This window comes from Mycobacterium stomatepiae, assembly GCF_010731715.1.
Classification (GTDB): domain Bacteria; phylum Actinomycetota; class Actinomycetes; order Mycobacteriales; family Mycobacteriaceae; genus Mycobacterium; species Mycobacterium stomatepiae.
The window spans coordinates 4439109-4461688 of record NZ_AP022587.1 but is presented as its reverse complement, the minus strand read 5'-3'; the positions used below and the strand labels follow the sequence as shown (position 1 = coordinate 4461688).

Annotated in this window: 22 protein-coding genes and 1 tRNA gene; 9 read left to right on the top strand and 14 right to left on the bottom strand. The window is 67.3% G+C overall.

All coding sequences use genetic code 11. The annotated features are described in order from the left end of the window. Window positions 1-8 precede the first annotated feature (8 nt). The gene (locus G6N54_RS21095) at window positions 9-746 is read left to right on the top strand and encodes an SIMPL domain-containing protein (RefSeq protein ID WP_163791755.1); all 738 of its coding nucleotides are present in this window, start codon (window positions 9-11) and stop codon (window positions 744-746) included. A gap of 18 nt (window positions 747-764) precedes the next feature. Here the strand turns inward: G6N54_RS21095 and hpt are convergent, their stop codons facing one another. The 4 genes from hpt to dacB are packed head-to-tail and all read right to left on the bottom strand — an operon-like array spanning window position 765 to window position 4808. Next, complete coding sequence (hpt, locus tag G6N54_RS21090; RefSeq protein ID WP_163791754.1) at window positions 765-1418, bottom strand: hypoxanthine phosphoribosyltransferase; 654 nt, start codon at window positions 1416-1418, stop codon at window positions 765-767. Window positions 1419-1429: 11 nt separating this feature from the next. Continuing rightward, complete coding sequence (gene tilS / locus G6N54_RS21085) at window positions 1430-2401, bottom strand: tRNA lysidine(34) synthetase TilS (protein WP_163791753.1); 972 nt, start codon at window positions 2399-2401, stop codon at window positions 1430-1432. Beyond that, on the bottom strand, window positions 2380-3426 hold the full coding sequence (locus G6N54_RS21080) for a zinc-dependent metalloprotease (protein ID WP_163791752.1): 1047 nt from the start codon (window positions 3424-3426) through the stop codon (window positions 2380-2382). The genes tilS and G6N54_RS21080 overlap by 22 nt, the downstream gene beginning before the upstream one ends. Next, complete coding sequence (gene dacB, locus G6N54_RS21075; RefSeq protein ID WP_163791751.1) at window positions 3423-4808, bottom strand: D-alanyl-D-alanine carboxypeptidase/D-alanyl-D-alanine endopeptidase; 1386 nt, start codon at window positions 4806-4808, stop codon at window positions 3423-3425. The genes G6N54_RS21080 and dacB overlap by 4 nt, the downstream gene beginning before the upstream one ends. Before the next feature lie 125 nt (window positions 4809-4933). Here dacB and G6N54_RS21070 point away from each other — a divergent pair, with 125 nt between their 5' ends. Both G6N54_RS21070 and G6N54_RS21065 read left to right on the top strand, forming a co-directional pair. Further along, the gene (locus tag G6N54_RS21070; RefSeq protein WP_163791750.1) at window positions 4934-5422 is read left to right on the top strand and encodes an inorganic diphosphatase; all 489 of its coding nucleotides are present in this window, start codon (window positions 4934-4936) and stop codon (window positions 5420-5422) included. 58 nt (window positions 5423-5480) lie between these two features. Further along, window positions 5481-6182, top strand: a complete 702-nt coding sequence (locus tag G6N54_RS21065) for a hypothetical protein (RefSeq protein WP_163791749.1) — start codon at window positions 5481-5483, stop codon at window positions 6180-6182. 77 nt (window positions 6183-6259) lie between these two features. Here G6N54_RS21065 and G6N54_RS21060 read toward each other — a convergent pair whose 3' ends face one another. Further along, window positions 6260-7339, bottom strand: coding sequence for a DUF475 domain-containing protein (locus G6N54_RS21060; RefSeq protein ID WP_163791748.1), 1080 nt, complete (start codon window positions 7337-7339; stop codon window positions 6260-6262). Between the two features lie 137 nt (window positions 7340-7476). Here G6N54_RS21060 and G6N54_RS21055 point away from each other — a divergent pair, with 137 nt between their 5' ends. Genes G6N54_RS21055 through G6N54_RS21045 form a run of 3 tightly spaced genes read left to right on the top strand, consistent with a single transcriptional unit; the run spans window position 7477 to window position 9836 of the window. Next, a complete protein-coding gene (locus G6N54_RS21055; protein WP_163791747.1) occupies window positions 7477-8772 on the top strand; it encodes a hypothetical protein in 1296 nt (431 codons plus the stop codon). A gap of 24 nt (window positions 8773-8796) precedes the next feature. Beyond that, the gene (locus G6N54_RS21050) at window positions 8797-9498 is read left to right on the top strand and encodes a glycosyltransferase family 2 protein (RefSeq protein ID WP_163791746.1); all 702 of its coding nucleotides are present in this window, start codon (window positions 8797-8799) and stop codon (window positions 9496-9498) included. Beyond that, window positions 9495-9836 carry a DUF2304 domain-containing protein gene (locus G6N54_RS21045; RefSeq protein ID WP_163791745.1) on the top strand — a complete coding sequence of 114 codons (342 nt, stop codon included), beginning with the start codon at window positions 9495-9497 and terminating at the stop codon, window positions 9834-9836. The genes G6N54_RS21050 and G6N54_RS21045 overlap by 4 nt, the downstream gene beginning before the upstream one ends. Here the strand turns inward: G6N54_RS21045 and G6N54_RS21040 are convergent. Further along, window positions 9833-10777 carry a GDP-mannose 4,6-dehydratase gene (locus G6N54_RS21040; RefSeq protein ID WP_163791744.1) on the bottom strand — a complete coding sequence of 315 codons (945 nt, stop codon included), beginning with the start codon at window positions 10775-10777 and terminating at the stop codon, window positions 9833-9835. The two genes, G6N54_RS21045 and G6N54_RS21040, sit on opposite strands and share 4 nt — an antisense overlap. Before the next feature lie 32 nt (window positions 10778-10809). Between G6N54_RS21040 and G6N54_RS21035 the strand changes: the two genes are divergently transcribed. Then, on the top strand, window positions 10810-12600 hold the full coding sequence (locus tag G6N54_RS21035; RefSeq protein ID WP_163791743.1) for a hypothetical protein: 1791 nt from the start codon (window positions 10810-10812) through the stop codon (window positions 12598-12600). A 95-nt stretch (window positions 12601-12695) separates the two neighbouring features. Continuing rightward, on the top strand, window positions 12696-13394 hold the full coding sequence (locus G6N54_RS21030; protein ID WP_163791742.1) for a hypothetical protein: 699 nt from the start codon (window positions 12696-12698) through the stop codon (window positions 13392-13394). Between the two features lie 257 nt (window positions 13395-13651). Here G6N54_RS21030 and G6N54_RS21025 read toward each other — a convergent pair whose 3' ends face one another. The 5 genes from G6N54_RS21025 to G6N54_RS21005 all read right to left on the bottom strand — a co-directional run bounded on the left by G6N54_RS21025 (window position 13652) and on the right by G6N54_RS21005 (window position 16740). Beyond that, a complete protein-coding gene (locus G6N54_RS21025; RefSeq protein WP_163791741.1) occupies window positions 13652-13957 on the bottom strand; it encodes a DUF3060 domain-containing protein in 306 nt (101 codons plus the stop codon). Between the two features lie 137 nt (window positions 13958-14094). Continuing rightward, window positions 14095-14394 carry a hypothetical protein gene (locus G6N54_RS21020; protein WP_163791740.1) on the bottom strand — a complete coding sequence of 100 codons (300 nt, stop codon included), beginning with the start codon at window positions 14392-14394 and terminating at the stop codon, window positions 14095-14097. Between the two features lie 113 nt (window positions 14395-14507). Beyond that, window positions 14508-15308, bottom strand: coding sequence for a glycosyltransferase family 2 protein (locus G6N54_RS21015; protein WP_163791739.1), 801 nt, complete (start codon window positions 15306-15308; stop codon window positions 14508-14510). Window positions 15309-15382: 74 nt separating this feature from the next. Continuing rightward, window positions 15383-15458 (bottom strand) — tRNA-Thr (locus G6N54_RS21010). A 55-nt stretch (window positions 15459-15513) separates the two neighbouring features. Further along, window positions 15514-16740 carry a DNA polymerase III subunit delta' gene (locus tag G6N54_RS21005; protein WP_163791738.1) on the bottom strand — a complete coding sequence of 409 codons (1227 nt, stop codon included), beginning with the start codon at window positions 16738-16740 and terminating at the stop codon, window positions 15514-15516. Between the two features lie 71 nt (window positions 16741-16811). On the opposite strand from G6N54_RS21005, the gene G6N54_RS21000 reads away from it, so the two are divergent. Continuing rightward, window positions 16812-18512 carry an adenylate/guanylate cyclase domain-containing protein gene (locus tag G6N54_RS21000; protein WP_163794872.1) on the top strand — a complete coding sequence of 567 codons (1701 nt, stop codon included), beginning with the start codon at window positions 16812-16814 and terminating at the stop codon, window positions 18510-18512. A 12-nt stretch (window positions 18513-18524) separates the two neighbouring features. Here G6N54_RS21000 and topA read toward each other — a convergent pair whose 3' ends face one another. The 3 genes from topA to cspA all read right to left on the bottom strand — a co-directional run bounded on the left by topA (window position 18525) and on the right by cspA (window position 22568). After that, window positions 18525-21326, bottom strand: coding sequence for a type I DNA topoisomerase (gene topA / locus G6N54_RS20995; RefSeq protein ID WP_163791737.1), 2802 nt, complete (start codon window positions 21324-21326; stop codon window positions 18525-18527). Between the two features lie 269 nt (window positions 21327-21595). Next, the gene (locus G6N54_RS20990) at window positions 21596-22186 is read right to left on the bottom strand and encodes a hypothetical protein (RefSeq protein WP_163791736.1); all 591 of its coding nucleotides are present in this window, start codon (window positions 22184-22186) and stop codon (window positions 21596-21598) included. A gap of 178 nt (window positions 22187-22364) precedes the next feature. Continuing rightward, window positions 22365-22568, bottom strand: a complete 204-nt coding sequence (gene cspA / locus G6N54_RS20985) for a cold shock protein CspA (RefSeq protein ID WP_007166602.1) — start codon at window positions 22566-22568, stop codon at window positions 22365-22367. Window positions 22569-22580 lie beyond the last annotated feature (12 nt).

Below are 22580 nucleotides of genomic sequence, written 5' to 3'. Positions count from 1 at the left end.
TGCCAGGCATGGCGATCGAAAAGCGCGCTCGGGGCATCGTCGGACGCTCGATTGTAGTGGCCGTGATCGGCCTGGCCATGGCTACGGTGTCGGCGTGTGATTCGCACAATGCGGCACCGCCGGTCGCGAATCCTCGTCAGGTCACCGTGGTGGGATCGGGCCAGGTGCAAGGCGTTCCGGACACGTTGACCACCGACGTCGGCATCGAATTCAGCGCACCCGACGTCACCTCGGCGATGAATCAGACCAACGACCGTCAGCAAGCCGTCATCAATGCGCTCGTCGGTGCCGGCATCGATCGCAAGGACATCAGCACCACCCAGGTGTCGCTGCAGCCGCAATACGGCACTCCCGAGACCACGATCACCGGCTACCGCGCCACCAACGCCATCCAGGTCAAGATCCACCCGACCGATGCCGCGTCGCGGATGCTCGCGCTGATCGTCAGCACCGGCGGCGACGCCACCAGGATCAGTTCGGTCAGCTACTCCATCGCCGACGACTCGCAGTTGGTCAAGGATGCGCGGGCGCGGGCCTTCAACGACGCCAAGAACCGTGCCGACCAGTACGCTCAGCTGTCCGGGCTCCGGCTGGGCAAGGTGCTGTCCGTCTCGGAGGCGTCCGGGAGCTCACCGATAGCCGGGACGCCACCGGCACCGCCCAAAGCGATGGCTACCGCGGTACCGCTGGAGCCGGGGCAGCAGACGGTGAGCTTCTCGGTGACCGCGGCGTGGGAGCTGGATTAGCCGCCGGCCTACTGCTGGCTACTGCTCGTAGACCCTGGGGTCCAGGGTGCCGATGTACGACAAGTCGCGATAGCGCTCGTCATAGTCCAGGCCGTAGCCCACGACGAAGTCGTTGGGAATGTCGAAGCCGACGTAGGCGATCTCGGCGTTGGTGCGCACCGCATCGGGCTTGCGCAGCAACGTGCACACCCGCAGCGAGCGCGGATGGCGGGTCTTCAGATTGCGCAGCAGCCAGGACAGGGTCAGACCGGAGTCGACGACGTCTTCGACGATCAGCACGTCGCGACCGTTGATGTCTCGGTCCAGATCCTTGAGGATGCGGACCACACCCGACGATGACGTCGAGGACCCGTACGAGCTGACGGCCATGAATTCGAACTGCGTCGGCACCGGTATCGCGCGGGCCAGGTCGGTGACAAAGATCACGGCGCCTTTGAGCACGGTAACCAGCAGCAGATCCTGTCCAGCCTCGGCCACGGGCTCGCGGTAGTCGTTGGCGATCTGCCCGCCGAGTTCGACGATGCGGGCCTGGATCTGCTCGGTCGTGAGCAGCACAGACTTGATGTCCCCCGGGTAAAGGTCCACGGGCTGCTCGGGGGTTATCGCCGAGGAGGTCTGGGCCACGCCCACAGCGTGCCATGTCGGCGGCCGAACAACCAACGGCGGCGACAATTCCTCGATTTTTACACAGGTTCGCGTCGCAAGGTGAGCAGGCCGTCGCGCCGCCCCGCGATCAGCCGCTCGCCGCGCAAATCCGAGCCGACCGCCACCCCGCCCTGCCCGCGCCAAGCGGTGACCAGCACGTCCACCGCGCGGATCTGCTTGTCGGTCAGGCCGGTCGCCCCGCCGGCCAGCAGCCAGCCGCGGATCACCCGGCGCCGCACCGGGTCGGGCAGCTCGGCCAGTCCCTGAACCCGCAGCCCGGGGTCGGCCCGCACGCCGGGAAGCGCCTGGGCCGCGAGCGTGTCGATGAATTCGGTGTCCTCCCGCAGCGACGTCGCGGTCCGGGCCAGCGCCTCGGCCACCCCGCCGCCGAGGGTGTCCTCGAGCAGCGGCAGCACCTCGTGCCGCAGCCGGGTTCGGGTGAAGCGCCGGTCGCTGTTGTGCGGGTCCTGCCACGCGCTCAGGCCCAGCTCGAGGCAGGCGGCGTGGGTGGTGGCCCGCCGGACACCCAACAGCGGCCGGCACCACGGCGGATCGTGCGGGCGCATCCCGGCGATCGAGCGCGCTCCGGAGCCGCGGCCCAGCCCCAGCAACACCGTCTCCGCTTGATCGTCGAGGGTGTGCGCGAGCAGCACCGGGCCGAGTTGGTAGGCACTCAACGCGGCGTAGCGCGCCGTGCGCGCCGCCGCCTCGGGACCGCCCTGGGGACCAAACGGGCCACCGACCTTTACGCAAATGACCTGAGCGTCAACACATCCCAGCGCGACGGCCTGGGCGCGCGCGGCTTCGGCGACGGCGGCCGACTGAGGCTGCAGGCCGTGGTCGACGATCAGCGCGGTAGTGGGTCGCAGCTGCGCCGCGACCGCGGTGAGCGCCAGCGAGTCCGGCCCGCCCGATAGCGCCACCCCCCACTGGTCGCCGGTGGCCAGATAGGTCTTCGCGAACGCCTCGACAGCGGCACGCAGCTGCCCTACAGGACCCTGTCGATCCATCGCTCGGGGTTTTCGATCTCGGCGGGCAGCGGCAGCGTCTCGGGGCCGGACCAGACGAGGTTGAACCGTTCCATCCCGACCCGGCCCACCACGTGGTCGACGAACGCCTTGCCACGGGTGTACTGGTTGAGCTTGGCGTCCAGGCCCAGCAGGGCGCGCATCAGGCGCTGCAGCGGCGGCGGCTTGCGATGACGGCGGTCGTCGAACCGGCCGCGGATGGTGGCCACCGACGGCACCGCCTTGGGGCCGACGGCATCCATCACGTGGTCGGCGTGGCCCTCCAGCAGAGTGCCGAGCACCAGCAGCCGGTCCAGGGCCTGGCGCTGCGGCTCGGACTGAACGGCGCGCACCAGACCGACGATGCCCGTGGCGGACGCGTCGGGCGTGCCGAGACCGCGGTTGCGCACGTACTCGGCCAGCCGGCCGGCGACTTCGCCGATGTTGTCGCCCGCGTCGCGGGTCAGCAGCGCGAGCGCGTCCGACATGTAGTCGGGTAGCCAGGGGTTGGCGGTGAACTGCACCCGGTGCGTCACCTCGTGCAGGCAAACCCACAGCCTGAAATCGGCCGGATCGAGCCGCAGCTGGCGCTCGACGGCGATGACATTCGGATACACCAGCAGCAGGCAGCCCGCTTTGTCGGCGAAGAACGGGTCGTACTGACCAAGAATCCCGGCCGACACGAACGCCAGCACGGCGCCGGTCTGCGCACCGGTGAGGCGGCCGGTGAGAAGCCCGCGCGGCTTTTCGGTCCCGTTCGTCATCACCCGCATCGAGTCCGCCGCGGCGCGGACCCACTCCGCGCGGTCCACGATGCGGGCGGCCGGCACGTCGCCACTGGTTGCCAGGCCCGTCACGTCGCGCACCAGCGGTTCGGACTTCGTCGCCGCACCCGCGAGCTCGTCGATCGCCTGACGGCGGGTGTAGTCGCTGGCGGGTGGACCGGGCCGGGCCAGCCGAACGCCGATCGTTGCCGCGAACCGCCAGTCGACGGCGGTTCCGAGGGTCAGGTCGGGCGGGGCGCTCATGTACACCCGCAGGTCCACAGGCGCGTGGCCAGCGCGTCCATCGCGTTGCGTCCGTTGGGGCCGGCCCCGTTCGAGATGAACGCGAACGTGAGCACGCGTCCGGTGCGGTCGGTGACGACCCCGACCAGCGAGTTGATGGCGGTCAACGACCCGGTCTTGGCACGCAACCAGCCGGCCGGGCCCAGATTGGTGGCCTGGTCGAGAAAGCGGTCCGCCAGCGTCCCGCTGCCCCCGGCGATCGGCAGCAGATCCAGTAGCGCCCGTAGCGACGGCTGATCCGGCCCCGCGGCGGCCTGCACGGTGCCGTCCAGGGTCTTGGCCGTCAACTGGTCGTCGACCGACAGCCCGCTGGAGTCCACCAACGTGGCGCCGGTGGTGTCGACGTGCGCGGTGCTCAATCGGTTGGTCACCGCGTCGACCGCGCCCGCGAAGCTGCGCGGCCGGTTGATCGCCGCGGCCACCTCACGGGCGATCGATTCGGCCAGCACGTTGTCGGAGTGATCCATCATCTCGCCGGCCCGCTGGACCAGCGGCGCCGATTGCACCACCGCCAGCTGCCGGGCCCCGGACGGGGCCGTGGCGATGGTCACCGCGGCGGGATCCAGGCCGAGCGCCTTGGCCAGTTCGCGCCCGGCGTCCAGCGCGGGGGTCTTCGACCGCCGCGAGTTGACGGTGCTGGGCTGGATGCGTCCGCAGTCGATCATCACCGACTCGATCGGCGCGATGTCGCCGTTGTCGATGTCGCTGGGATCCCAGCCCTGCGCCATCGTCGGGCCGGTGAACGCCGAGGTGTCCACCTGCACGGCCGTCGGCGTCATGCCGCTGCGATGGATCTGCTCGACTAGGTCGCTGATGCGTGCCGCGCCGCGGTACCAGGTCGGCACCTCGGGCGGCGCCGCCGACAGCGTCGGATCACCGGCGCCCACCAGCACGATCGGTCCCTGGGCATTCTGACTGCCGGCCACGACGCGGGTGCTGATGCGGGCCTGACGATCCAGCGTCAGCAGCGCCGCGGCTGCGGTCAGCACCTTGTTGGTCGACGCCGGCACCAGGGGCACGTCGTCGGCCACCTGCCAGAGCTCTTTGCCGGTGAGCGCATCGGTGATCCGGCCGCCCAACCGGCCGAGATTGGGATCGGCGGCCACCGGGGCCAGCACGGCCGCCAACGCACCGGGCGAGGGCGTCTCGGCGGTGTCGGCGACGGGCACCATTCCCGCCTTCACGATCGGTGCCCGCGGGGGCGGCACCGCAACATGTGTGCCGCTGCTGCCGTGTCCACCCGTGGTGAAGAAGGTGGCCGCGGCCACCACGGCGGCGACGAACGCCAACACGGCCAATCCGATGAGCACCTGGGTGGATTTCCGCCAGCGAGTACGACCCATCACTCTCCTGACTGTTTGTTCCTATTCTGCCGAATCTGCGAAAACTCGCTCGACTAGGGTGATCCGCGACGAACCGATCTAGCCGGGTCCGCCAGACTTACTTCTCGACGAAGGAGCTTCAGACAGTGCAATTCGACGTAGTCATTGAGATCCCGAAAGGCCAGCGGAACAAGTACGAGGTCGATCATGAAACGGGGCGGGTGAAGCTGGACCGCTACCTGTACACCTCGATGGTCTACCCGACCGACTACGGCTTCATCGAGAACACCCTCGGCGAGGATGGCGACCCGCTGGACGTGCTGCTGCTGCTGCCCGAGTCGGTGTTTCCCGGCGTGCTGGTCGAGGCGCGGCCGGTGGGAATGTTCAAGATGGTCGACGAGGCCGGCGGTGACGACAAGGTGCTGTGTGTTCCGGCCGGCGACCACCGCTGGGAGCACATCCAGGACATCGGCGACGTGCCGGCCTACGAGCTGGACGTCATCAAGCATTTCTTCTCGCAGTACAAGGCTTTGGAGCCGGGCAAGTACGTCAAGGCGGCGGACTGGGTCGGCCGCGCCGAGGCCGAGGCCGAGGTGCAGCGCTCGATCGAGCGGTTCAAGACCGAGGGGCACTAACGCTGCTGGCGTAATCGCGCCTATCCCGCGCGCCGATTCTCGGTGGCATCCTGGCGGGGTGACCCCGGTGCTGCATTTCGCCGCGAACTTCTGGTGGCTGATCTTCCCGTTCGCGGGTGCGATCGGAACCGGCGTTCGGGCGGTGGCCGCCGCCAACGAGCGCCGGGTACAGCGACGCCTGGAACGGTACCGGCTCAAGCAACAGACCAAGATCGCCGTCGCTCAGGCGGCGGCGCGGGCGCGCGGCGATGAGGAGAGCTCCCGCCGCGATCTCACGAAACTCCTTGCGGCACATGCCCGTACGGACGCACGGTGGCTGGAGTACGAGGTCGACATCGCCAAACTGCTGGATTTCCCGCTGATGACGAACTTGCGCGATCCACTGACCGTCGCCTTCCAGAAGGCGAAGCGACATGCCGATCTGCTGCGCCCGGAACGGCCCCAGGACGTGCAGGCCGTCGCTGCCGATCGGTCGGCATACCTGGACTACCGCGATGCGGTCCACGAGTACATCAGCGCATTCGAGATCGCCGAGGCCGAGGCAATCCGGCGGCGCCGCAGCGATTTCTCCGCAGACGAACAGCAGCGGCTGGCCCGGGCCCAGCACCTGCTGGACCTGGCGCAGGACGAGGGTGCCACCCGCGAGGAGCGCCAGAACGCCTACGCGCGGGCCGGCAAGGAACTCGACGGCCTGATCGTGCTGCCGGCACCTGCGCGGGCCGGCATCGAACGTCGCATCGCGGGGCAGATCGAGGCATAGCCCGGCGACGATGCGGGCCGCCCAACGGCCCGCTGAGAAGTCGGGCGGATCGAGGCATAGCTGCAAGTCCAGCGGCCTCAGGCGGTTGCGGCCTCGCGCCTGTTGCGCAGCACGCTCCACCCTAACGCCGCGCCGATGAAGAGCACGCCGACCGAAGCGGTGACGACTTCGGGAATCTGGTAGCGGTGCTCAATGGACAGCAGCATGATCACCGCCAACGCACCAATGGCCCAGTGCGCGCCGTGTTCGAGGTACACGTAGCGGTCCAGCGTCTGCTGCTGGACCAAATAAATGGTGATCGACCGGACGAACATCGAACCGATGAACCCCAGACCCAGGGCGATGATGATGGGATCCGACGTGATCGCGAAGGCGCCGGTGACCCCGTCGAACGAGAATGCGGCGTCGAGCACCTCGAGGTACAGGAACAGCGTGAGGCCGGCCTTGCCCCCCGCGAGGGACGGCGCACCGGCATCGCCGTCGTCGCCACCCGACGGCTTGAACGCCTGACTTAAACCGTTGACGATCAGATACGTCACCAGACCCAGCAGCCCGGCCGTCAGCACCGTCGCGCAGTCCTCGCTGGAGTGGGTCAGCTGCGTGCCAACCAACACCAGCACGACGGCTGTGGCCGCCACCGAGACGTGCCCAAGCCGGCCAATCCGGGCGAATGGGACTTCAATCCACTTCAGCCACTTGATATCTCGGTCATAAACGATGAAATCGAGGAACAGCATCAGTAGAAATATTCCACCGAAGGCCGCTATCTGCGGGTGGGCCGACATGACCAGCTTTTCGTAGCTGGGCGAACCGTCCGGGAATTCCAGTGCGCCGTGCGCCGGCGGATTCAGTGCCAGTCGCAGCGCGCGAGCCGGGTCGATGCCCGCGCTCGCCCACACAATCAGTAACGGGAAGAGCAATCGCATTCCAAATACGGCGATCAAAATCCCGAGCGTCAGGAACATCTGCCGCCAGAACTGGCTCACCCGCTTCAGCACGGAGGCGTTGATGATCGCGTTGTCGAAGGACAACGACACCTCGAGGACGCCCAGAGCGACCAGAAGAAACAGCGCATGGAGTCCGCCGTGGGCAAATCCGACCGCGAGGGCAGCCAACGTGACTAACAGCGAAATCCCGAAGATACGAGCGGCGGCCATGGGTCCTTCCTCGACAGCCGCCCACATTAGAGCGAACGCGGTCGTCACCGCCAGCCAAGGCGACGGCGCACTTACTATTTTCAAATTGTGGCGATACTCGCGGGTCATCGGGGCGGCCTGCCGATAGCGCCGCCCCGATGACCGAAGTCGGTGGTGCGACATCCCCCCTGGGCGTTCCCGGCGGCGCGGGAGCGTCCCAGGGACCGGTCGCGCGCGGCAGCGTGGCCCGCGTCGGCGCCGCGACCGCACTGACCGCGGTGTGCGGCTACGCGGTGATCTATCTGGCGGCCCGCGACCTGGCGCCGAGCGGATTCTCGGTGTTCGGCGTGTTCTGGGGGGCGTTCGGCCTGGTCACCGGCGCCGCCTTCGGCCTGCTGCAGGAAACCACCCGGGAGGTCCGCGCCACCCGCTACATCGAGGCGCTGCCGGGTCCCGAATTCCGCACCCACCCGCTGCGGGTCGCCGCGATGGTCGGTGTCGCCGCGGCGGTCGTGATCGCGGGCACCTCGCCGCTGTGGAGTGGGCGGGTGTTCGTGGAGGAACGCTGGCTGTCGGTGGCGCTGCTGTGCGTCGGCCTGGCCGGGTTCTGCCTGCACGCTACCCTGCTCGGCATGCTGGCCGGCACCGATCAGTGGACCCAGTACGGGGCGCTGATGGTGACCGACGCGGTGATGCGGGTGACGATCGCCGCGGCCACCTTCGTGCTCGGTTGGGGCTTGACCGGTTTCCTGTGGGCGACGGTGGCCGGCGCGGTGGCCTGGCTGGTCATCCTGGTCGCCTCGCCGACCGCCCGCGCGGCGGCCCGACTGCTGACACCCGGCAACACCGCGACGTTCCTGCGGGGCACCGCGCACTCGGTCACCGCGGCCGGCGCCAGCGCGATCCTGGTGATGGGATTCCCGGTACTGCTCAAGCTGACGTCGAATCAGCTTGGGGCACAAGGCGGTGTGATCATCCTGGCGGTGACGTTGACGCGGGCGCCGCTGCTGGTGCCGTTGACCGCCATGCAAGGCAACCTGATCGCGCATTTCGTGGACGCGGGCCGCGACCGGCTGCGGGCGCTGCTCGCCCCGACGGCGATCATCGGCGGCATCGGCGCCATCGGGGTGCTGGCCGCCGGCCTGGTGGGCCCGTGGCTGCTGCGGGTCGCCTTCGGTGCCCAGTACGACGCCGACGGCGCCCTGTTGGCGTGGCTGACGGGCGCGGCGTTGTCGATCGCCATCCTGACGCTTACCGGTGCCGCTGCCGTGGCCGCCGCGCTGCATCGCGCCTACGCGCTGGGCTGGGTCGGGGCCACCGCGGCGTCGGGCCTGTTGTTGCTGCTGCCGCTACCGCTGGAGACCCGCACTGTGGTCGCGCTGCTGTGCGGCCCGCTGGTGGGAATCGGCGTACACCTGGTGGCCCTAGCGCGCGCCGGACGCTTAACCGGCTGATCCTGGCTAACCTTGTGGGCTGAGATGGTTACTGAACCGCAATACCAGGGCGCCTGGATCGTCATTCCCGCCTTCAACGAAGCCACGGTCATCGGTGAGGTGGTCGCCGATGTCCGTTCGGTCTTCGACCACGTCGTGTGCGTCGACGACGGCAGCGCCGACGGCACTGGGGAAATCGCCCGGCGGGCAGGGGCACATCTGGTGCGCCATCCGGTCAATCTGGGGCAGGGTGCGGCCATTCAGACCGGCGTCGAGTACGCGCGCAAGCAGCCCGGCGCGCAGATCTTCGCCACGTTCGACGCCGACGGGCAGCATCGCGTCAAGGACTTGTGCGCGATGATCGACCGGCTCGTCGCCGAAGACGTAGACATCGTGATCGGGACGCGGTTCGGCGGGCTGGAGAGCAGCCGGCCACCGCTCCTGAAACGGATCGTGCTGCAGACCGCGGCGCGGTTGAGCCCGCGCGGTCGCCGGCTCGGCCTGACCGACACGAACAACGGGCTGCGGGTGTTCAACAAAAGGGTCGCCGACGGGCTCGACATCACGATGAGTGGCATGAGCCACGCCAACGAATTCATCATGCTGGCCGCCGAAAACCATTGGCGCGTAATCGAACAGCCGGTCGAGGTGCTCTACACCGACTACTCGAAGTCGAAGGGACAGCCGTTACTCAACGGTGTCAACATCATTTTCGACGGGTTCCTGCGAGGGAGGATTCCGAGATGAACTGGATCCAGGTATTACTGATCGGATCGATCATCGCGCTGCTGATTTACCTGTTGTGGTCGCGCCGCAGCTCACGGTCGAAGGCCTGGGTCAAGGTCGGCTATGTCTTCTTTGTGCTGGGCGGTATCTACGCCGTGTTGCGGCCCGACGACACCACCGTGGTCGCGCACTGGTTCGGGGTGCGCCGCGGCACCGACCTGATGCTCTACGCGCTGATCATGGCGTTCAGTTTCACCACGCTGAGCACATATATGCGGTTCAAGGACCTGGAGCTGCGCTACGCGCGCCTGGCCCGGGCCGTCGCGCTGGAGGGCGCGCAGGCGCCGGAGCCGAACTAGCCCGTCTGAGCATGGCGGAAGAACTCGACGGTGCGACGCACACCTTCTTCGAGCTCGACCTGCGGATGCCAGCCCAAAACCTCTGCCGCCGAACTGATATCGAGGCAGGACCGCCGCAGATCGCCCAGGCGATCTGGATGAAAGTCCGGATCATCAGGTCCGCCAACGGCTTTGGCGAGCGCCGTGTGCAGCTGACGGTCGGAGGTCTCTATGCCGGTGCCGATGTTGAAACGCTGCGCGCTGCCGGCCTCACCGGAGGCTTTGACAAAGGCGTCCACGACGTCGTCGACGAACACGTAGTCGCGGGTCTTGCCGCCGTCGCCGAATACCTTGGTGGGCTTACCGGATAGCAGCGCCTGGGCGAAGATCGCCACCACGCCCGCCTCGCCGTGCGGATCCTGGCGCGGGCCGTAGACATTGGCCGGCGCGATGTGCGAGCAGTCCAGGCCGTACAGGTGCCGGAAGGTGTTCAGGTAGATCTCGCCGGCCACCTTGCCCGCGGCGTAAGGCGATGCCGGGTCGGTGGGCGCCGTCTCGGGCGTGGGGAACTGATCCGGGGTGCCGTAGATCGATCCCCCCGACGAGGTGTGCACCACCTTGCGGACGCCGGTGCGGCGCGCGGCCTCGGCCAGTCGCACCGTGCCAATCACGTTGACCGAGGCGTCGAACTGCGGCTCGGCCACCGAGTGGCGCACGTCAATCTGGGCGGCCAGATGGAACACCACCTCGGGCCGGTGCTCGTCGAGAATTGCCTCGAGGTCCGAGGTCACGATGTCCGCTTCGACGAAGGTGTGATCGGGATTGTCGGCCAGATGCTCGAGGTTGCGCGCCTTGCCCGACGCGAAATTGTCCAGGCTCACCACCGAATGGCCGTCCGCTAGCAGGCGGTCGACCAGCGTCGACCCGATGAATCCGGCTGCCCCCGTAACCAGTGCGCGCACCGGCCCACCATACCGACCGGTAAGAAATAACCATGCCCGCCGCCATGACCCGGATGCCGCGGGTCGCCCTCGCCGCGGCCGCGCTGATCGTGGTTGCGCTGGTGATGCGGGCAGTGCTGGCCTTCGGCGGCTACTTCTACTGGGACGATCTGATTCTGATCGGCAAGGCCGGAACCGAGGGTTTGCTGTCGCCGTCATACCTGTTCGACGACCACGACGGCCACGTGATGCCGGCGGCGTTCCTGATCGCGGGCGCGCTGATCCGGCTGGCCCCGCTGGATTGGACCGGGCCGGCGATCAGCCTGGTGGTGCTGCAGCTGCTCCCCTCGCTGGCGCTGCTGCGCGCGCTGTACGTGATCCTCGGCTGGCGTCGCGTGCTGCTGATCCCGCTGACGTTCGCGCTGTTTTGCCCACTGGGGGTGCCGGGGTTCGCCTGGTGGGCGGCGGCGCTGAATTCGCTGCCGATGCTGGCGGCGCTGGCCTGGGTGTGCGCCGACACGGTGCTGCTGGTGCGCACCCGCAACCAGCGCTATGCGCTCACCGGGGTGCTGGCTTACCTGGGCGGGCTGCTGTTCTTCGAGAAGGCGGCGGTGATCCCGTTCGTCGCCTTCGCCGTGACCGCGCTGCTGTGCCATGTGCGCGGTGAGAAGTCCGCGCTGCCGACGACCTGGCGTGGGGCCGTGCGGCTGTGGGTCGCGTCGCTGATCCTGACGGTCGCGTGGGTGGCGCTCTACCTCGCGGTGGTCAATCAGCGGCGCTGGAGTTCCGACCTCGCGATGACCGGGGATCTGCTATCGCGATCGATCACCCACGGCATCGTGCCGGGGCTGGCCGGCGGGCCGTGGCACTGGGATCGCTGGGCGCCGGCCTCCCCGTGGGCCACTCCCCCGCTGGCGGTGATGGCGCTGGGGTGGCTGGTGCTGCTCGTGGTGCTGGCGCTGTCGCTGGTCCGCAAGCAGCGCCTCGGCCCGGTGTGGTTGACGGCGGCCGGCTACGCCGTGGCGTGTCAGGTGCCGATCTATCTGATGCGCTCGTCGAAGCTGACAGCACTGGAACTCGCCCAAACCTTGCGCTATCTACCGGATCTCGTCGTTGTGCTGGCGCTGCTGGGCGCTGTCGGGCTGTGCGCACCGAATCGGTCGCTGGGTGCTCGATGGCTGGACGCATCGCCGCGACGCAGCATTGCGACAGCAGGTTTGGCCATGTTGTTCGTGGCCAGCAGTCTGTACTCGACGGCGACGTTCCTGACGAGTTGGCGCGACAACCCCACCCAGGCTTACCTGCGCAACGCGCAAGCAAGTTTGGCTGCGGCAAAAGCCAATTCGACCGCACCGCTGCTGGATCAGGAGGTCGATCCGCTGATCCTGCAGCGGGTGGCCTACCCGGAGAACCTAGCCAGCCACATGTTCGCCCGGCTGCGTGACCGCCCGGAATTCGCCACGGCAACAACGCAATTGCGCATGTTCGACAGTGTGGGGCGGCTGATCCCGGCGCGGGTCACCTGGATTCGGACCATCAAACCCGGACCGAAGCCGCAGTGTGGTTATTTCGCCCAGCCAGACACGCCGGCACGCATGGCGCTCGACGGACCGCTGCTGCCCGCCGACTGGACCGTCGAGCTCAACTACCTGGCCAACAGCGACGGCTCGATGACGGTCTCGCTGACCGAGGGTCCCGGGGTCAAGGTTCCGGTGCACCCCGGCCTCAACCGCGTCTACGCCCGGCTGCCCGGTGCCGGCGACGCGATCATGGTGCGCGCCAACACCACCGCGCTGGCATTGTGTATCGCCTCGGGGCCGGTGGGTTTTCTCGCCCCCGCCTAGTCGACGCCTCATGGATGGACGAAACGACTCCCTCTTAGCTCGTGATCGCAGTAAGGTGCCATCTGGTCGCAATTAAAATCTCGATCGGAGATCCTGTGAGTCGAAATGCGATGCAAGAGAGCTCAAAGGACCCACAGCCCGGCGACTGGGTTGAGGTCGTTGCCCCGCGCGACAATTTTAATGGCAAGGCCGGGCGGGTCGTGGCAATTGTCGACGACGGCGACGGGTTTGACGTTATCGTAAAAATTTTCGGCACGGATACATGGGGCATCAGGCGCGACAAGCTGCGCAAGATATCGCAGCCGAAGACGACGCCGTCACCACAGCAGCTTGACCTTGCTTATGAGGCCGGGCAGAACGCACTGAGCGCACAGGATACAACCCTTGGCAATATAAGAACTCGCGCCAACACGTTGCTATCCACCTCAGCCCTGTTCGTTTCTTTCTCCGCCGGACTTGGCTTGATCAGCGCAGACCACACGAAGGGGCCAGTCCTGTCTGCCCCGAAGGCAATCGTGCTCTTGTTGGTCGTCCTGACGCTCGGAGTATGTGTTTTATCCGTTTTGTGGCCGGTAGACTTTTGGATTTTCTCAATTTCGGCGCGAAAGCTAATGCTGCAGAGCAATTCTGACACCAAGGAGGAGTTGCAGGCGTACCTCCTCCGGGAGCTGACTCAAGGAATCACGCAAAACCAAGCTGCTCTGGAAGCCAAGCAGCGCGCCTTCCGCTGCGCAGCAACATTGTTGATGGTCGAAATCGTACTGCTCGTAAGTTTTATAACAATATGGAAGTGAGGGAAGAATGACTGAAGGCGGAGCCAATAACCCGGTGCCGTGGCAGAGGCGTCACGGGGGTGGTCCACGGAGTAATTTCGCTACCAATTTCCTGGCTAGAGCGTTGATCGCAGCCGACAACGCGGTGGCCAGAATTGGCAGACCATTCGCGAATGCAGGTGGCAGCAAGACTTACCACGCGTAGAGGAACCCGCCTATATAGCCGCCAGCGTCACCGCAGCGTGGCACAAGATGCCGAACGCCACGCTCGGGGCGCACTAGCCGAGCTGTAGGCCGCCGGGTCCCCGGATGTCGTTGTTGTGCCCCGGGTTGCTGATTCGCGGGACACCGCCCGCGGGCCCTCTCTCCCAGGTGATGTGGCTGCCCGCACCGGTGGCATTGATGACGACAACGGCCTGCAGGTTCACGGTGTTGGCCGCGCCGCTAACGTCGACCTCGCCGCACGACCCGTTCAAGGTGATCGTCGAGCCCTGACCCACGACCCGAATCGGGGATTGGTTACCACAGTCATAGGTCACGGCCGCGAAGCTGCTGTCGATCTTGACTGGCGCGGCATCAGCCATTGCGAGATCGCTTGACGCAGAAGCCATTCCGGCGAAAATCATACCGATGACGAGCAGACGAAACATGGCCAACTATGTCATCTGCGCCGCCGCCGCACCAGAATTTAGAGCACTGGTGTTTTTAAGGAGCGCTGCGGCTACGCGGCGCTGGGCCCCTGCCACGGCGCTGCCTTCAGGTCGCGTTGGACCACCGCCGCGGTCCGTATCTGGGTGACCGGGGCCAGGTCGTCATCGCCGCGCTCGTCGCGCCGCACCTGGCGGTAGGACCACCAGGCGGCGGCCGCGCCCGCGATCGCGACTGCGAGAGCCATCAGGACCAGGACGTCACCGAACGCGAACAACAGCACGATGCCCGCCACGGCCCAAACCGCCTCACCGATCGGGTAGTGGGTTTCGTTGTTGTGCAGCATCTGGGCCTCGCTCAAGATCCATGCCACCTGCTGATGCGGTGACTAAGCGTCTCAACGCAGTCGCGACGAAAAGGCTGCCCCGATACGGGGCAAACGTGACCCAACTCACGGTGGGCCGACCCGGCGGGCTGATACCGGCGTCATTCAACGCGATCAGCGAATGAAACTCCGGCTAATCCGTTGTCGCCAGTGAATGGGGTGTAGCCGGGGAAATAATGGCCGAGCATGAAGCCCGGCAGCACGTACTGCGGAAAAGCCCGAGAGATGTTGTTGCGATGGACGATATGCAGCGCCAGGCCCTCGGTGTCGGCGACATACCGCGCCCGGAAACCCGCATTGACAGCATCCTCGAAGAATTGCGCGTCCTCACCGTGGTCCCGATCCGGGAAGCGGACCGCCTCGGCCAGTGTCCGGCGCCACGCGGAGGCGAACCCGTAACCGGTGGCCTGCAGATGCGCCGACGCCGGCAGCACACCTTGCGTCGACACCGGCACGAACGGATCGTGCGGTGACAGGACGTAGTGCATGGGCCACAACACATCTGATTCCCAGTAGCAGAATCTTCCGAGTATCGGGCTGTGGGCGAACCATCCGCTCAAGGTGAGGTAGTCGTCGTCGCCGAGCAGCGCCAGCATGCGGTCCACGTAAGCCGGTGAGTAATAGTCGTCGTCGTCGAACCGCATCAGGACATCGCCGCACGCCTGTTCCATCAGCACGTTGAGCTTCGCTCCGATCGACATGCGGTCTCTCGCCCAGTGGATGTAATGGATACCGTCGCTTCGGTATTCATCGCTGCCAAGGGATTCGTCGGATTGCGGACTGTCATCGAGGATCAGCAATTGCAAGGGGCCGTCGAATGTCTGCGCCCGGTAGTAGCCGATCATCTGCCTCAACTGGGCGCTGCGCTGATAGGTCGGGCAAATAACGCTGACGCTCGTCATCGCGCGTGATGATACCGGAGTATCGGTCGGCAGACCTGGCAAACGGAATCGAGCACGAAGCACGGCGATTTACATGGAGCCGCCTGGGGGAATCGAACCCCCGACCTATTCATTACGAGTGAATCGCTCTACCGACTGAGCTAAGGCGGCGCACCCTCAAGCTGGGCGGCACGAGTCTACGGCAGCCGGGCGCACTGACCCAATTTCAATCCCGTTCAGTCTTCAGTTCCACCCCGATGGTGGCCACCATCGCGTCGACGGCGAACTTGGGCTTGACGTTGACCGCCAGCGCTTCGCGGCATTCCAGCACGGCCTCGATGCAGCGCAGCAGCCGCTCGGGTGGGGCATGCGCGGCCAACGCCGTGACCCGTTCGGCCATGTCCGGGTGGTTGGCCCGTACCTCACCCGCTTGCGCGGAAACGACCAGCGCATCGCGGAAGTAGGTCGCCAAGTCGATCAGCGCCCGGTCCAGCGCGTCGCGCGAGGCCCTGGTCTGACGGGATTTCTGCCGCCGCTCGAGATCCTTGATCGCACCCGTGGCGCCCCGCATAGCCCCCGCGGTGCCCTTACCGGTGCCGCCGGCCCCCAGTGCAGTCCGCAGCTCCTCGTTCTCGGCCTCGGCGCGGTCAGCGGTCAATACGGTGGCCTCGGTTTCGGCCGCGGCGACCAACTCTTCGGCGGCGGCGTAGGCGCGCGCCGGAGTCGCAGCATCGCGCACCAGGCTCAGCGCGCGTTCGCGCCGCTCCCGGGCCTCGGGATCCGTCGCCAGCCGGCGCGCCCGCCCCACGTGACCACCGCTGACCGATGCCGCCCAGCTCGCCGTGTCGGCGCTGAGCCCGTCGCTGTCGATCAGCACCTGCGCGATCGACTCGGTCGACGGGGTCACCAACGCGACGTGCCGGCACCTCGACCGCAGCGTCACCGCGATGTCCTCGGGATCCACTGACGGCGCACACAGCAGGAACACCGTCGACGGCGGCGGTTCCTCGACCACCTTCAGCAGCGCGTTCGCGGCACCTTCGGTCAGCCGGTCGGCATCCTCGACGACCACGATCTGCCAGTTGCCGGTGGTTGGGCGCCGCGACGCGGTCTGCACAATGGCGCGCATCTCGTCCACGCCGATGGACAAGCCTTCGGGGATCACCCGGCGGACGTCGGCGTGGGTGCCGGCCATCGTCGTCGTGCAGGCCCGGCACTGCCCGCACCCGGGGCCACCGTCCTCGGCGGCGGATGTGCACTGCAGCGCGGCCGCGAAGCGCAGCGCAGCGATCGAACGCCCCGACCCCGGCGGGCCGGTGATCAGCCACGCATGTGTCATAGTCCCGTGGGCCCCATCACTGTGACCGGGATCACTTCGCGCGGCTCTCGCGGCGGCGAGCAGGGCGGCCTCGACGGCCTCCTGGCCTACCAGCCGCGTAAACACTCCGGACATCACCGGCAACACTAGTGAGACAGACCGACGTCTACCCGACGGCTACCGTATCGCTACAATTCGGTGATCTTCTGCGCCGTTTCGCCAGGAACCGGCGACTTGCCGATGCCATTAAGGGTTACCGGCATGTCCCCGCCGACCGATACGGTGGGTTGGTGCCAACACCGGGTGATCTGCCCGGGCGAATCAGCGCGTTCGTCCGGTGGGTCGTGCGCACTCCGTGGCCGCTGTTCTCGCTGAGCATGCTGCAGGCCGACATCATCGGCGCACTGTTCGTGCTCGGCTTCCTGCGCTACGGCCTCCCACCCCAGGACCGTATTCAACTGCAGGATCTGCCGACGCTCAACCTGGCGATCTTCGCAAGCTCGTTGGTGATCCTGTTTCTCGTCGGCGTGGTGGTCAACCTCAGACTGCTGATGCCGGTGTTCCGCTGGCAGCGCCGCGACAACATGCTCGCCGAGGCCGATCCGGCCGCCACCGAGCTGGCCCGCAGCCGCGCCCTGCGCATGCCGTACTACCGCACCCTGAGCACGGTCGTGTACTGGTGCATCGGTGGCGTGGTGTTCGTCGTGGCCAGCTGGTCGGTGGCCCGGTTCGCCGCGCCCGTCGTCACGGTCGCCACCGCGTTGGGTGCGGCGGCTACCGCGATCATCGGCTACCTGCAATCCGAACGGGTACTGCGTCCGGTGGCCGTCGCCGCCCTGCGCAGCGGCGTGCCGGAGAACGTCAGGGCGCCGGGCGTCATCCTGCGCCAGATCCTGACGTGGATGCTCTCCACCGCGGTGCCGCTGCTGGCGATCGTGCTGGCGGTGGTGGCCGACAAGGTATCGCTGCTGCATGCCGCGCCGGAGAGCCTGTTCAATCCGATCCTGCTGCTGGCCCTCACAGCGCTGGGCGTTGGGCTCATCAGCACCCTGCTGGTGGCGATGTCGATCGCCGACCCACTGCGCCAGCTGCGCTGGGCGCTCTCGGAGGTGCAGCGCGGTAACTACAACGCGCACATGCAGATCTACGACGCCAGCGAGCTGGGCCTGCTGCAGGCCGGATTCAACGACATGGTTCGCGACCTGTCCGAGCGGCAACGGCTGCGCGACCTGTTCGGCCGCTACGTCGGCGAAGACGTGGCCCGCCGGGCGCTAGAGCGCGGCACCGAGCTGGGCGGCCAGGAACGAGACGTCGCGGTGCTGTTCGTCGACCTGGTCGGCTCGACGCAGCTGGCCGCGACCCGGCCGCCCGCCGAGGTGGTCCACCTGCTCAACGAGTTCTTCCGGGTGGTGGTCGACACCGTCGGCCGGCACGGCGGCTTCGTCAACAAGTTCCAGGGTGACGCCGCGCTGGCCATCTTCGGCGCACCGATCGAACACCCGGACGCCTCCGGCGGAGCGCTGGCGGCCGCCCGCGAGCTGCACGACGAACTCCTGCCGGTGATCGGCGCGGCCGAGTTCGGCGTCGGGGTGTCCTCAGGCCGGGCCATCGCCGGCCATATCGGCGCGCAGGCCCGTTTCGAGTACACCGTGATAGGCGACCCGGTCAACGAGGCCGCGCGGCTGACCGAGCTGGCCAAGCTCGAGGCCGGCCACGTGCTGGCCTCGGCGATCGCGGTGAGTGGCGCGCTGGACGCCGAAGCCTTGTGCTGGGACGTCGGCGAGGTTGTCGAGCTACGCGGTCGCGCCGCGCCCACTCAGCTGGCCCGGCCGCTGAATCTTGCTGCCCCGCCTACGGTTTCGCCACCACGGCCGGCCATCGAAGATGTGGCCAGCGAAATCATGTGATCGCCCCGGGCGCTAGCTGCGCTTGGCGGCCTTTTTCGCCGGGGCCTTACGCGTGGACTTCTTCGCGGGCCGTTTGACCGGACCCCGAGCCCGCCGGTCGGCCAACAACTCGGAGGCACGCTCGTCGGTGATCGACAGCACGTCGTCGCCCTTGCGCAGGCTGGCGTTGGTTTCGCCGTCGGTGACATACGGCCCGAATCGGCCGTCCTTCACCACCATCGGCTTGCCCGACGCCGGGTCGTTGCCCAGCTCGCGCAAGGGTGGCGCCGAAGCGGCTTGCCGGCCACGACGTTTCGGCTCGGCGTAGATTTTCAGCGCCTCGTCCAGCGTGATCGTGAACATCTGATCCTCGGTCGCCAGCGAGCGAGAGTCCGTGCCGCGCTTCAGGTATGGACCGTAGCGACCGTTCTGCGCGGTGATCTCCTCGTTGGAGGCAGGGTCGACACCGACCACCCGCGGCAGCGACAGCAGTTTCAACGCGTCCTCAAGCGTGACAGTCTGCAAGTCCATGCTGCGCAGCAGCGAGCCGGTTCGGGGCTTGGGACCGGTGGGCTTCTTGCCTTTCTTCGCCGGAGCCGCCTCGCCGTCTTCCGGGGGCGGCTCGGGCAGCACCTCGGTCACGTACGGTCCGTAGCGGCCGTCCTTGGCGACGATGTCGTGGCCGGTCTCCGGGTCGACGCCCAGCACGCGACCCTCCTGCGGGGTGGCGAAAAGCTCCTCGGCCACCTCGATGGTCAGCTCGTCGGGTGTTAGTTCGTCCTTGAGGTTGGCCCGCTGCGGCTTGGTCTCACCGTCGTCGCCGACGATCGTGCGCTCCAGGTACGGCCCGTTCTTGCCAACCCGCACGTAGACCGGGCGACCCTCGGCGTCGTCAAAGAGCTTGATGGAGTTGACTTCTCGAGCGTCAATGCCCTCGAGGTTGACGCCGACGAGCTTCTTGAGCCCACCGGCGCGTGCCACCGAATCCTGCACACCGTGCTCGCCGCCGAAGTAGAAGTTGTTGAGCCAGTTGGTGCGTTGCTCGCTGCCGGAGGCGATCGCGTCGAGCTCGTCTTCCATCGCCGCGGTGAAGTCGTAGTCGACCAGCCGGCCGAAATGTTGTTCCAGCAGCCCGGTTACGGCGAACGCGACCCACGAGGGCACCAGCGCGCTGCCCTTCTTGTGCACGTAGCCCCGATCTTGGATGGTCTTGATGATCGACGTATACGTCGACGGGCGGCCGATGCCCAGCTCCTCGAGGGTCTTGATCAGCGAGGCCTCGGTGAAGCGCGCCGGCGGGCTGGTGGCGTGGCCGTCGGGGGTGAGCTCGAGGGCCGCCAGCCGCTGGCCCTCGGTGAGCTGAGGCAGCCGGCGCTCGGCATCGTCGGCCTCGCCGCCGGCCAGCTCGTCCACGGTTTCCACGTAGGCCTTCAGGAAGCCGGCGAAGGTGATGGTGCGACCGCTGGCCGAGAACACCACCTGTTGGTCGCCGTCGGCGCCGTTCGCGGTGCCGGCGATCCGCAGACTCAGCGTGGTCCCGCGCGCGTCGGCCATCTGCGAGGCCACGGTGCGCTGCCAGATCAGCTCGTAGAGGCGGAACTCGTCGCCGTCGAGCTCGCGGCGCACGGCGTCCGGGGTCGCGAAGGTTTCCCCCGCCGGGCGGATCGCCTCGTGCGCCTCCTGAGCGTTTTTGACCTTCCGGGTGTACTGACGCGGCGACGGGGACACATACTCGTCGCCGTAGAGCTGACTGGCCTGCGTGCGCGCCGCGCTGATCGCCGACTGGGACAGCGTCGTCGAGTCGGTACGCATATACGTGATGTAGCCGTTTTCGTAGAGCCGTTGGGCGATGCTCATCGTCCGCTCCGACGAGAAGCGCAGCTTGCGGCCGGCCTCCTGCTGCAGGGTCGACGTCATGAACGGCGCATACGGCCGCCGGGTGTAGGGCTTCTCCTCGACGGAGGCCACCGACAGCTGTGCGCCCCGCAACCCGGTGGCCAGCTGTGTGGCCCGCGCCTCGTTGAGCACCACGACCTCGTCGGCCTTGCGCAGGGTGCCCAGCGAGTCGAAATCACGGCCGGTGGCGACCCGCAGGCCGTCGACCGAGGTCAGCCGGGCGGTGAAGGTGGGCGGCTGCGCGTTCGCGTCGGACACGCTGGCGTCGAGCTGGGCGACGATGTCCCAGTACGACGCGCTGCGGAACGCCATGCGGTCGCGTTCGCGCTGCACGATGATGCGGGTGGCCACGGACTGCACCCGGCCCGCCGACAGTCGGGGCGCGACCTTCTTCCACAGCACCGGACTGACCTCGTAGCCGTACAACCGGTCCAGGATGCGACGGGTTTCCTGCGCGTCGACCAGATCGATGTCGAGGTCGCGGGGGTTTTGCGCGGCCTCGAGGATCGCCGGCTCGGTGATCTCGTGGAACACCATCCGCTTGACCGGGATACGCGGCTTCAGCGTCTCCATCAGGTGCCAGGCGATGGCCTCACCCTCGCGGTCACCATCCGTGGCAAGGTAGAGCTCGTCGACGCCCTTCAGGAGGCCCTTGAGCTCGGTGACCGTACTCTTCTTCTCAGGGCTGATGATGTAGAGCGGTTCGAAGTCGGCGTCGACGTTGACCCCGAGCCGCGCCCAGGGCTCCGACTTGAACTTGGCGGGCACGTCGGCGGCGGCTCTCGGCAGGTCGCGGATGTGGCCCCGGGAAGATTCGACGACGTAGCTGGAGCCTAGGTAGCCCGCGAGTTTGCGCGCTTTAGTCGGCGACTCGACGATGACAAGTCGCCTCCGGCTGCCATTGCCGCTGCTGTCGCGGCCTGTTGTCGGGTCAGCCACCTGCGCTTACGCTCCATCTCTTCTCCGGCCTCACTCGAGACCGCCCTGCAGGAAGAATGACAGGCGGACGTCTGAAATTCCGCTGAAATTCAGATACGTCGGCGTTCCTTCCCTTCGAGCACCTCACAATTTCGCACCCGGAGGCGGGCCGACGCAAACCGACTCCCCGAAAGGGCAGGTCCTGGCCAACGCCGACCCCGGGGGCGGGTGTTGTCCCGCGCGTCCGCGAATCCTGACTCCGGACCGCTCGCATTTCGGAGGCCGCGCGGCTAAATCCGGGGCCAGAGCGCCAACGCTTCGGCGCCGTCAGGATGTTCCCCGACGTTCTCTACCAGCCGCGATAGCCGGCGACGGCCGCTGATCCGCAGCGCCGGACGCCCGCCGCGGGTGCCGATCAGGGTGGGCGCGATCCCGACCCGCATCAGGGCCGACGCCAGCGGCGAATGGGTGTCGGGGGCGTGTGGATCCAAACCCAGCTGGTAGTGCTCCCCCTCGGGCGTGCCGGCCGCGATCGTCCAGGCCCGCAACTCGCGCGGGCCGGGGAGCCAGCGCGGCGGCACCGTCTTGACCGCGCCGCGGGTCCATTCGGCCGCGATCGCGGTCAGCGACGGGTCGACCGCGGTGCGCACCAGGGGCGTGTCCTCGTCGGTGCGGCCGATCTCGGGGACCAAGCCGGCCTCGGCGATCATCTCGGCCAGAGCCGAGGCGCGCCAGAGCTGATCCACGACGACCGACAGCCGGGCACCACGGGACTCCGGAGCCCCCACCGTCACGATTTGGCCAGAGGCCGCCAGCACTCCACACAGGTCTGCGACGGCGGGCGGCACCGCCTCCGCTGTGAAGAAGGAAAGCTGGCTCACCACACCGACAGTAAGCCAGGCCGCCCGTCCCCGCTTCGAGGCATTCGGCGCGGCGCCGCACGTGGCGTGTCGGCCGATTGCGCCCCAAGGTAGCGGACGTGTGAATAGATAGTGAAAACCCCCCGGCGACACCCACAAAGCGGGTTGCACGGGGGGTTTTCGTCAGAATCTGCTCGATTTAGACGGAGCGGACTCCGGTGGCCTGGGGCCCCTTAGGGCTGTGGCCGATCTCAAACTCGACCTTCTGATTTTCTTCGAGGGTGCGGAAGCCCGAACCCTGGATCTCCGTGTAGTGGACAAAAACGTCCGCGGAACCATCTTCAGGAGCGATGAAACCGAACCCCTTCTCCGCGTTGAACCACTTCACAGTTCCCTGTGGCATTTCTCGATCTTT

Excerpts from the sequence above, each read along its gene's own strand:
- G6N54_RS21095 (WP_163791755.1), top strand. The coding sequence starts at position 9 with ATGGCGATCGAAAAGCGCGCTCGGGGCATCGTCGGACGCTCGATTGTA.
- tilS (WP_163791753.1), bottom strand. The coding sequence starts at position 2,401 with ATGGATCGACAGGGTCCTGTAGGGCAGCTGCGTGCCGCTGTCGAGGCG.
- G6N54_RS21080 (WP_163791752.1), bottom strand. The coding sequence starts at position 3,426 with ATGAGCGCCCCGCCCGACCTGACCCTCGGAACCGCCGTCGACTGGCGG.
- dacB (WP_163791751.1), bottom strand. The coding sequence starts at position 4,808 with ATGGGTCGTACTCGCTGGCGGAAATCCACCCAGGTGCTCATCGGATTG.
- G6N54_RS21060 (WP_163791748.1), bottom strand. The coding sequence starts at position 7,339 with ATGGCCGCCGCTCGTATCTTCGGGATTTCGCTGTTAGTCACGTTGGCT.
- G6N54_RS21055 (WP_163791747.1), top strand. The coding sequence starts at position 7,477 with ATGACCGAAGTCGGTGGTGCGACATCCCCCCTGGGCGTTCCCGGCGGC.
- G6N54_RS21050 (WP_163791746.1), top strand. The coding sequence starts at position 8,797 with ATGGTTACTGAACCGCAATACCAGGGCGCCTGGATCGTCATTCCCGCC.
- G6N54_RS21045 (WP_163791745.1), top strand. The coding sequence starts at position 9,495 with ATGAACTGGATCCAGGTATTACTGATCGGATCGATCATCGCGCTGCTG.
- G6N54_RS21035 (WP_163791743.1), top strand. The coding sequence starts at position 10,810 with ATGCCCGCCGCCATGACCCGGATGCCGCGGGTCGCCCTCGCCGCGGCC.
- G6N54_RS21025 (WP_163791741.1), bottom strand. The coding sequence starts at position 13,957 with ATGGCTGATGCCGCGCCAGTCAAGATCGACAGCAGCTTCGCGGCCGTG.
- G6N54_RS21015 (WP_163791739.1), bottom strand. The coding sequence starts at position 15,308 with ATGACGAGCGTCAGCGTTATTTGCCCGACCTATCAGCGCAGCGCCCAG.
- G6N54_RS21005 (WP_163791738.1), bottom strand. The coding sequence starts at position 16,740 with ATGTCCGGAGTGTTTACGCGGCTGGTAGGCCAGGAGGCCGTCGAGGCC.
- cspA (WP_007166602.1), bottom strand. The coding sequence starts at position 22,568 with ATGCCACAGGGAACTGTGAAGTGGTTCAACGCGGAGAAGGGGTTCGGT.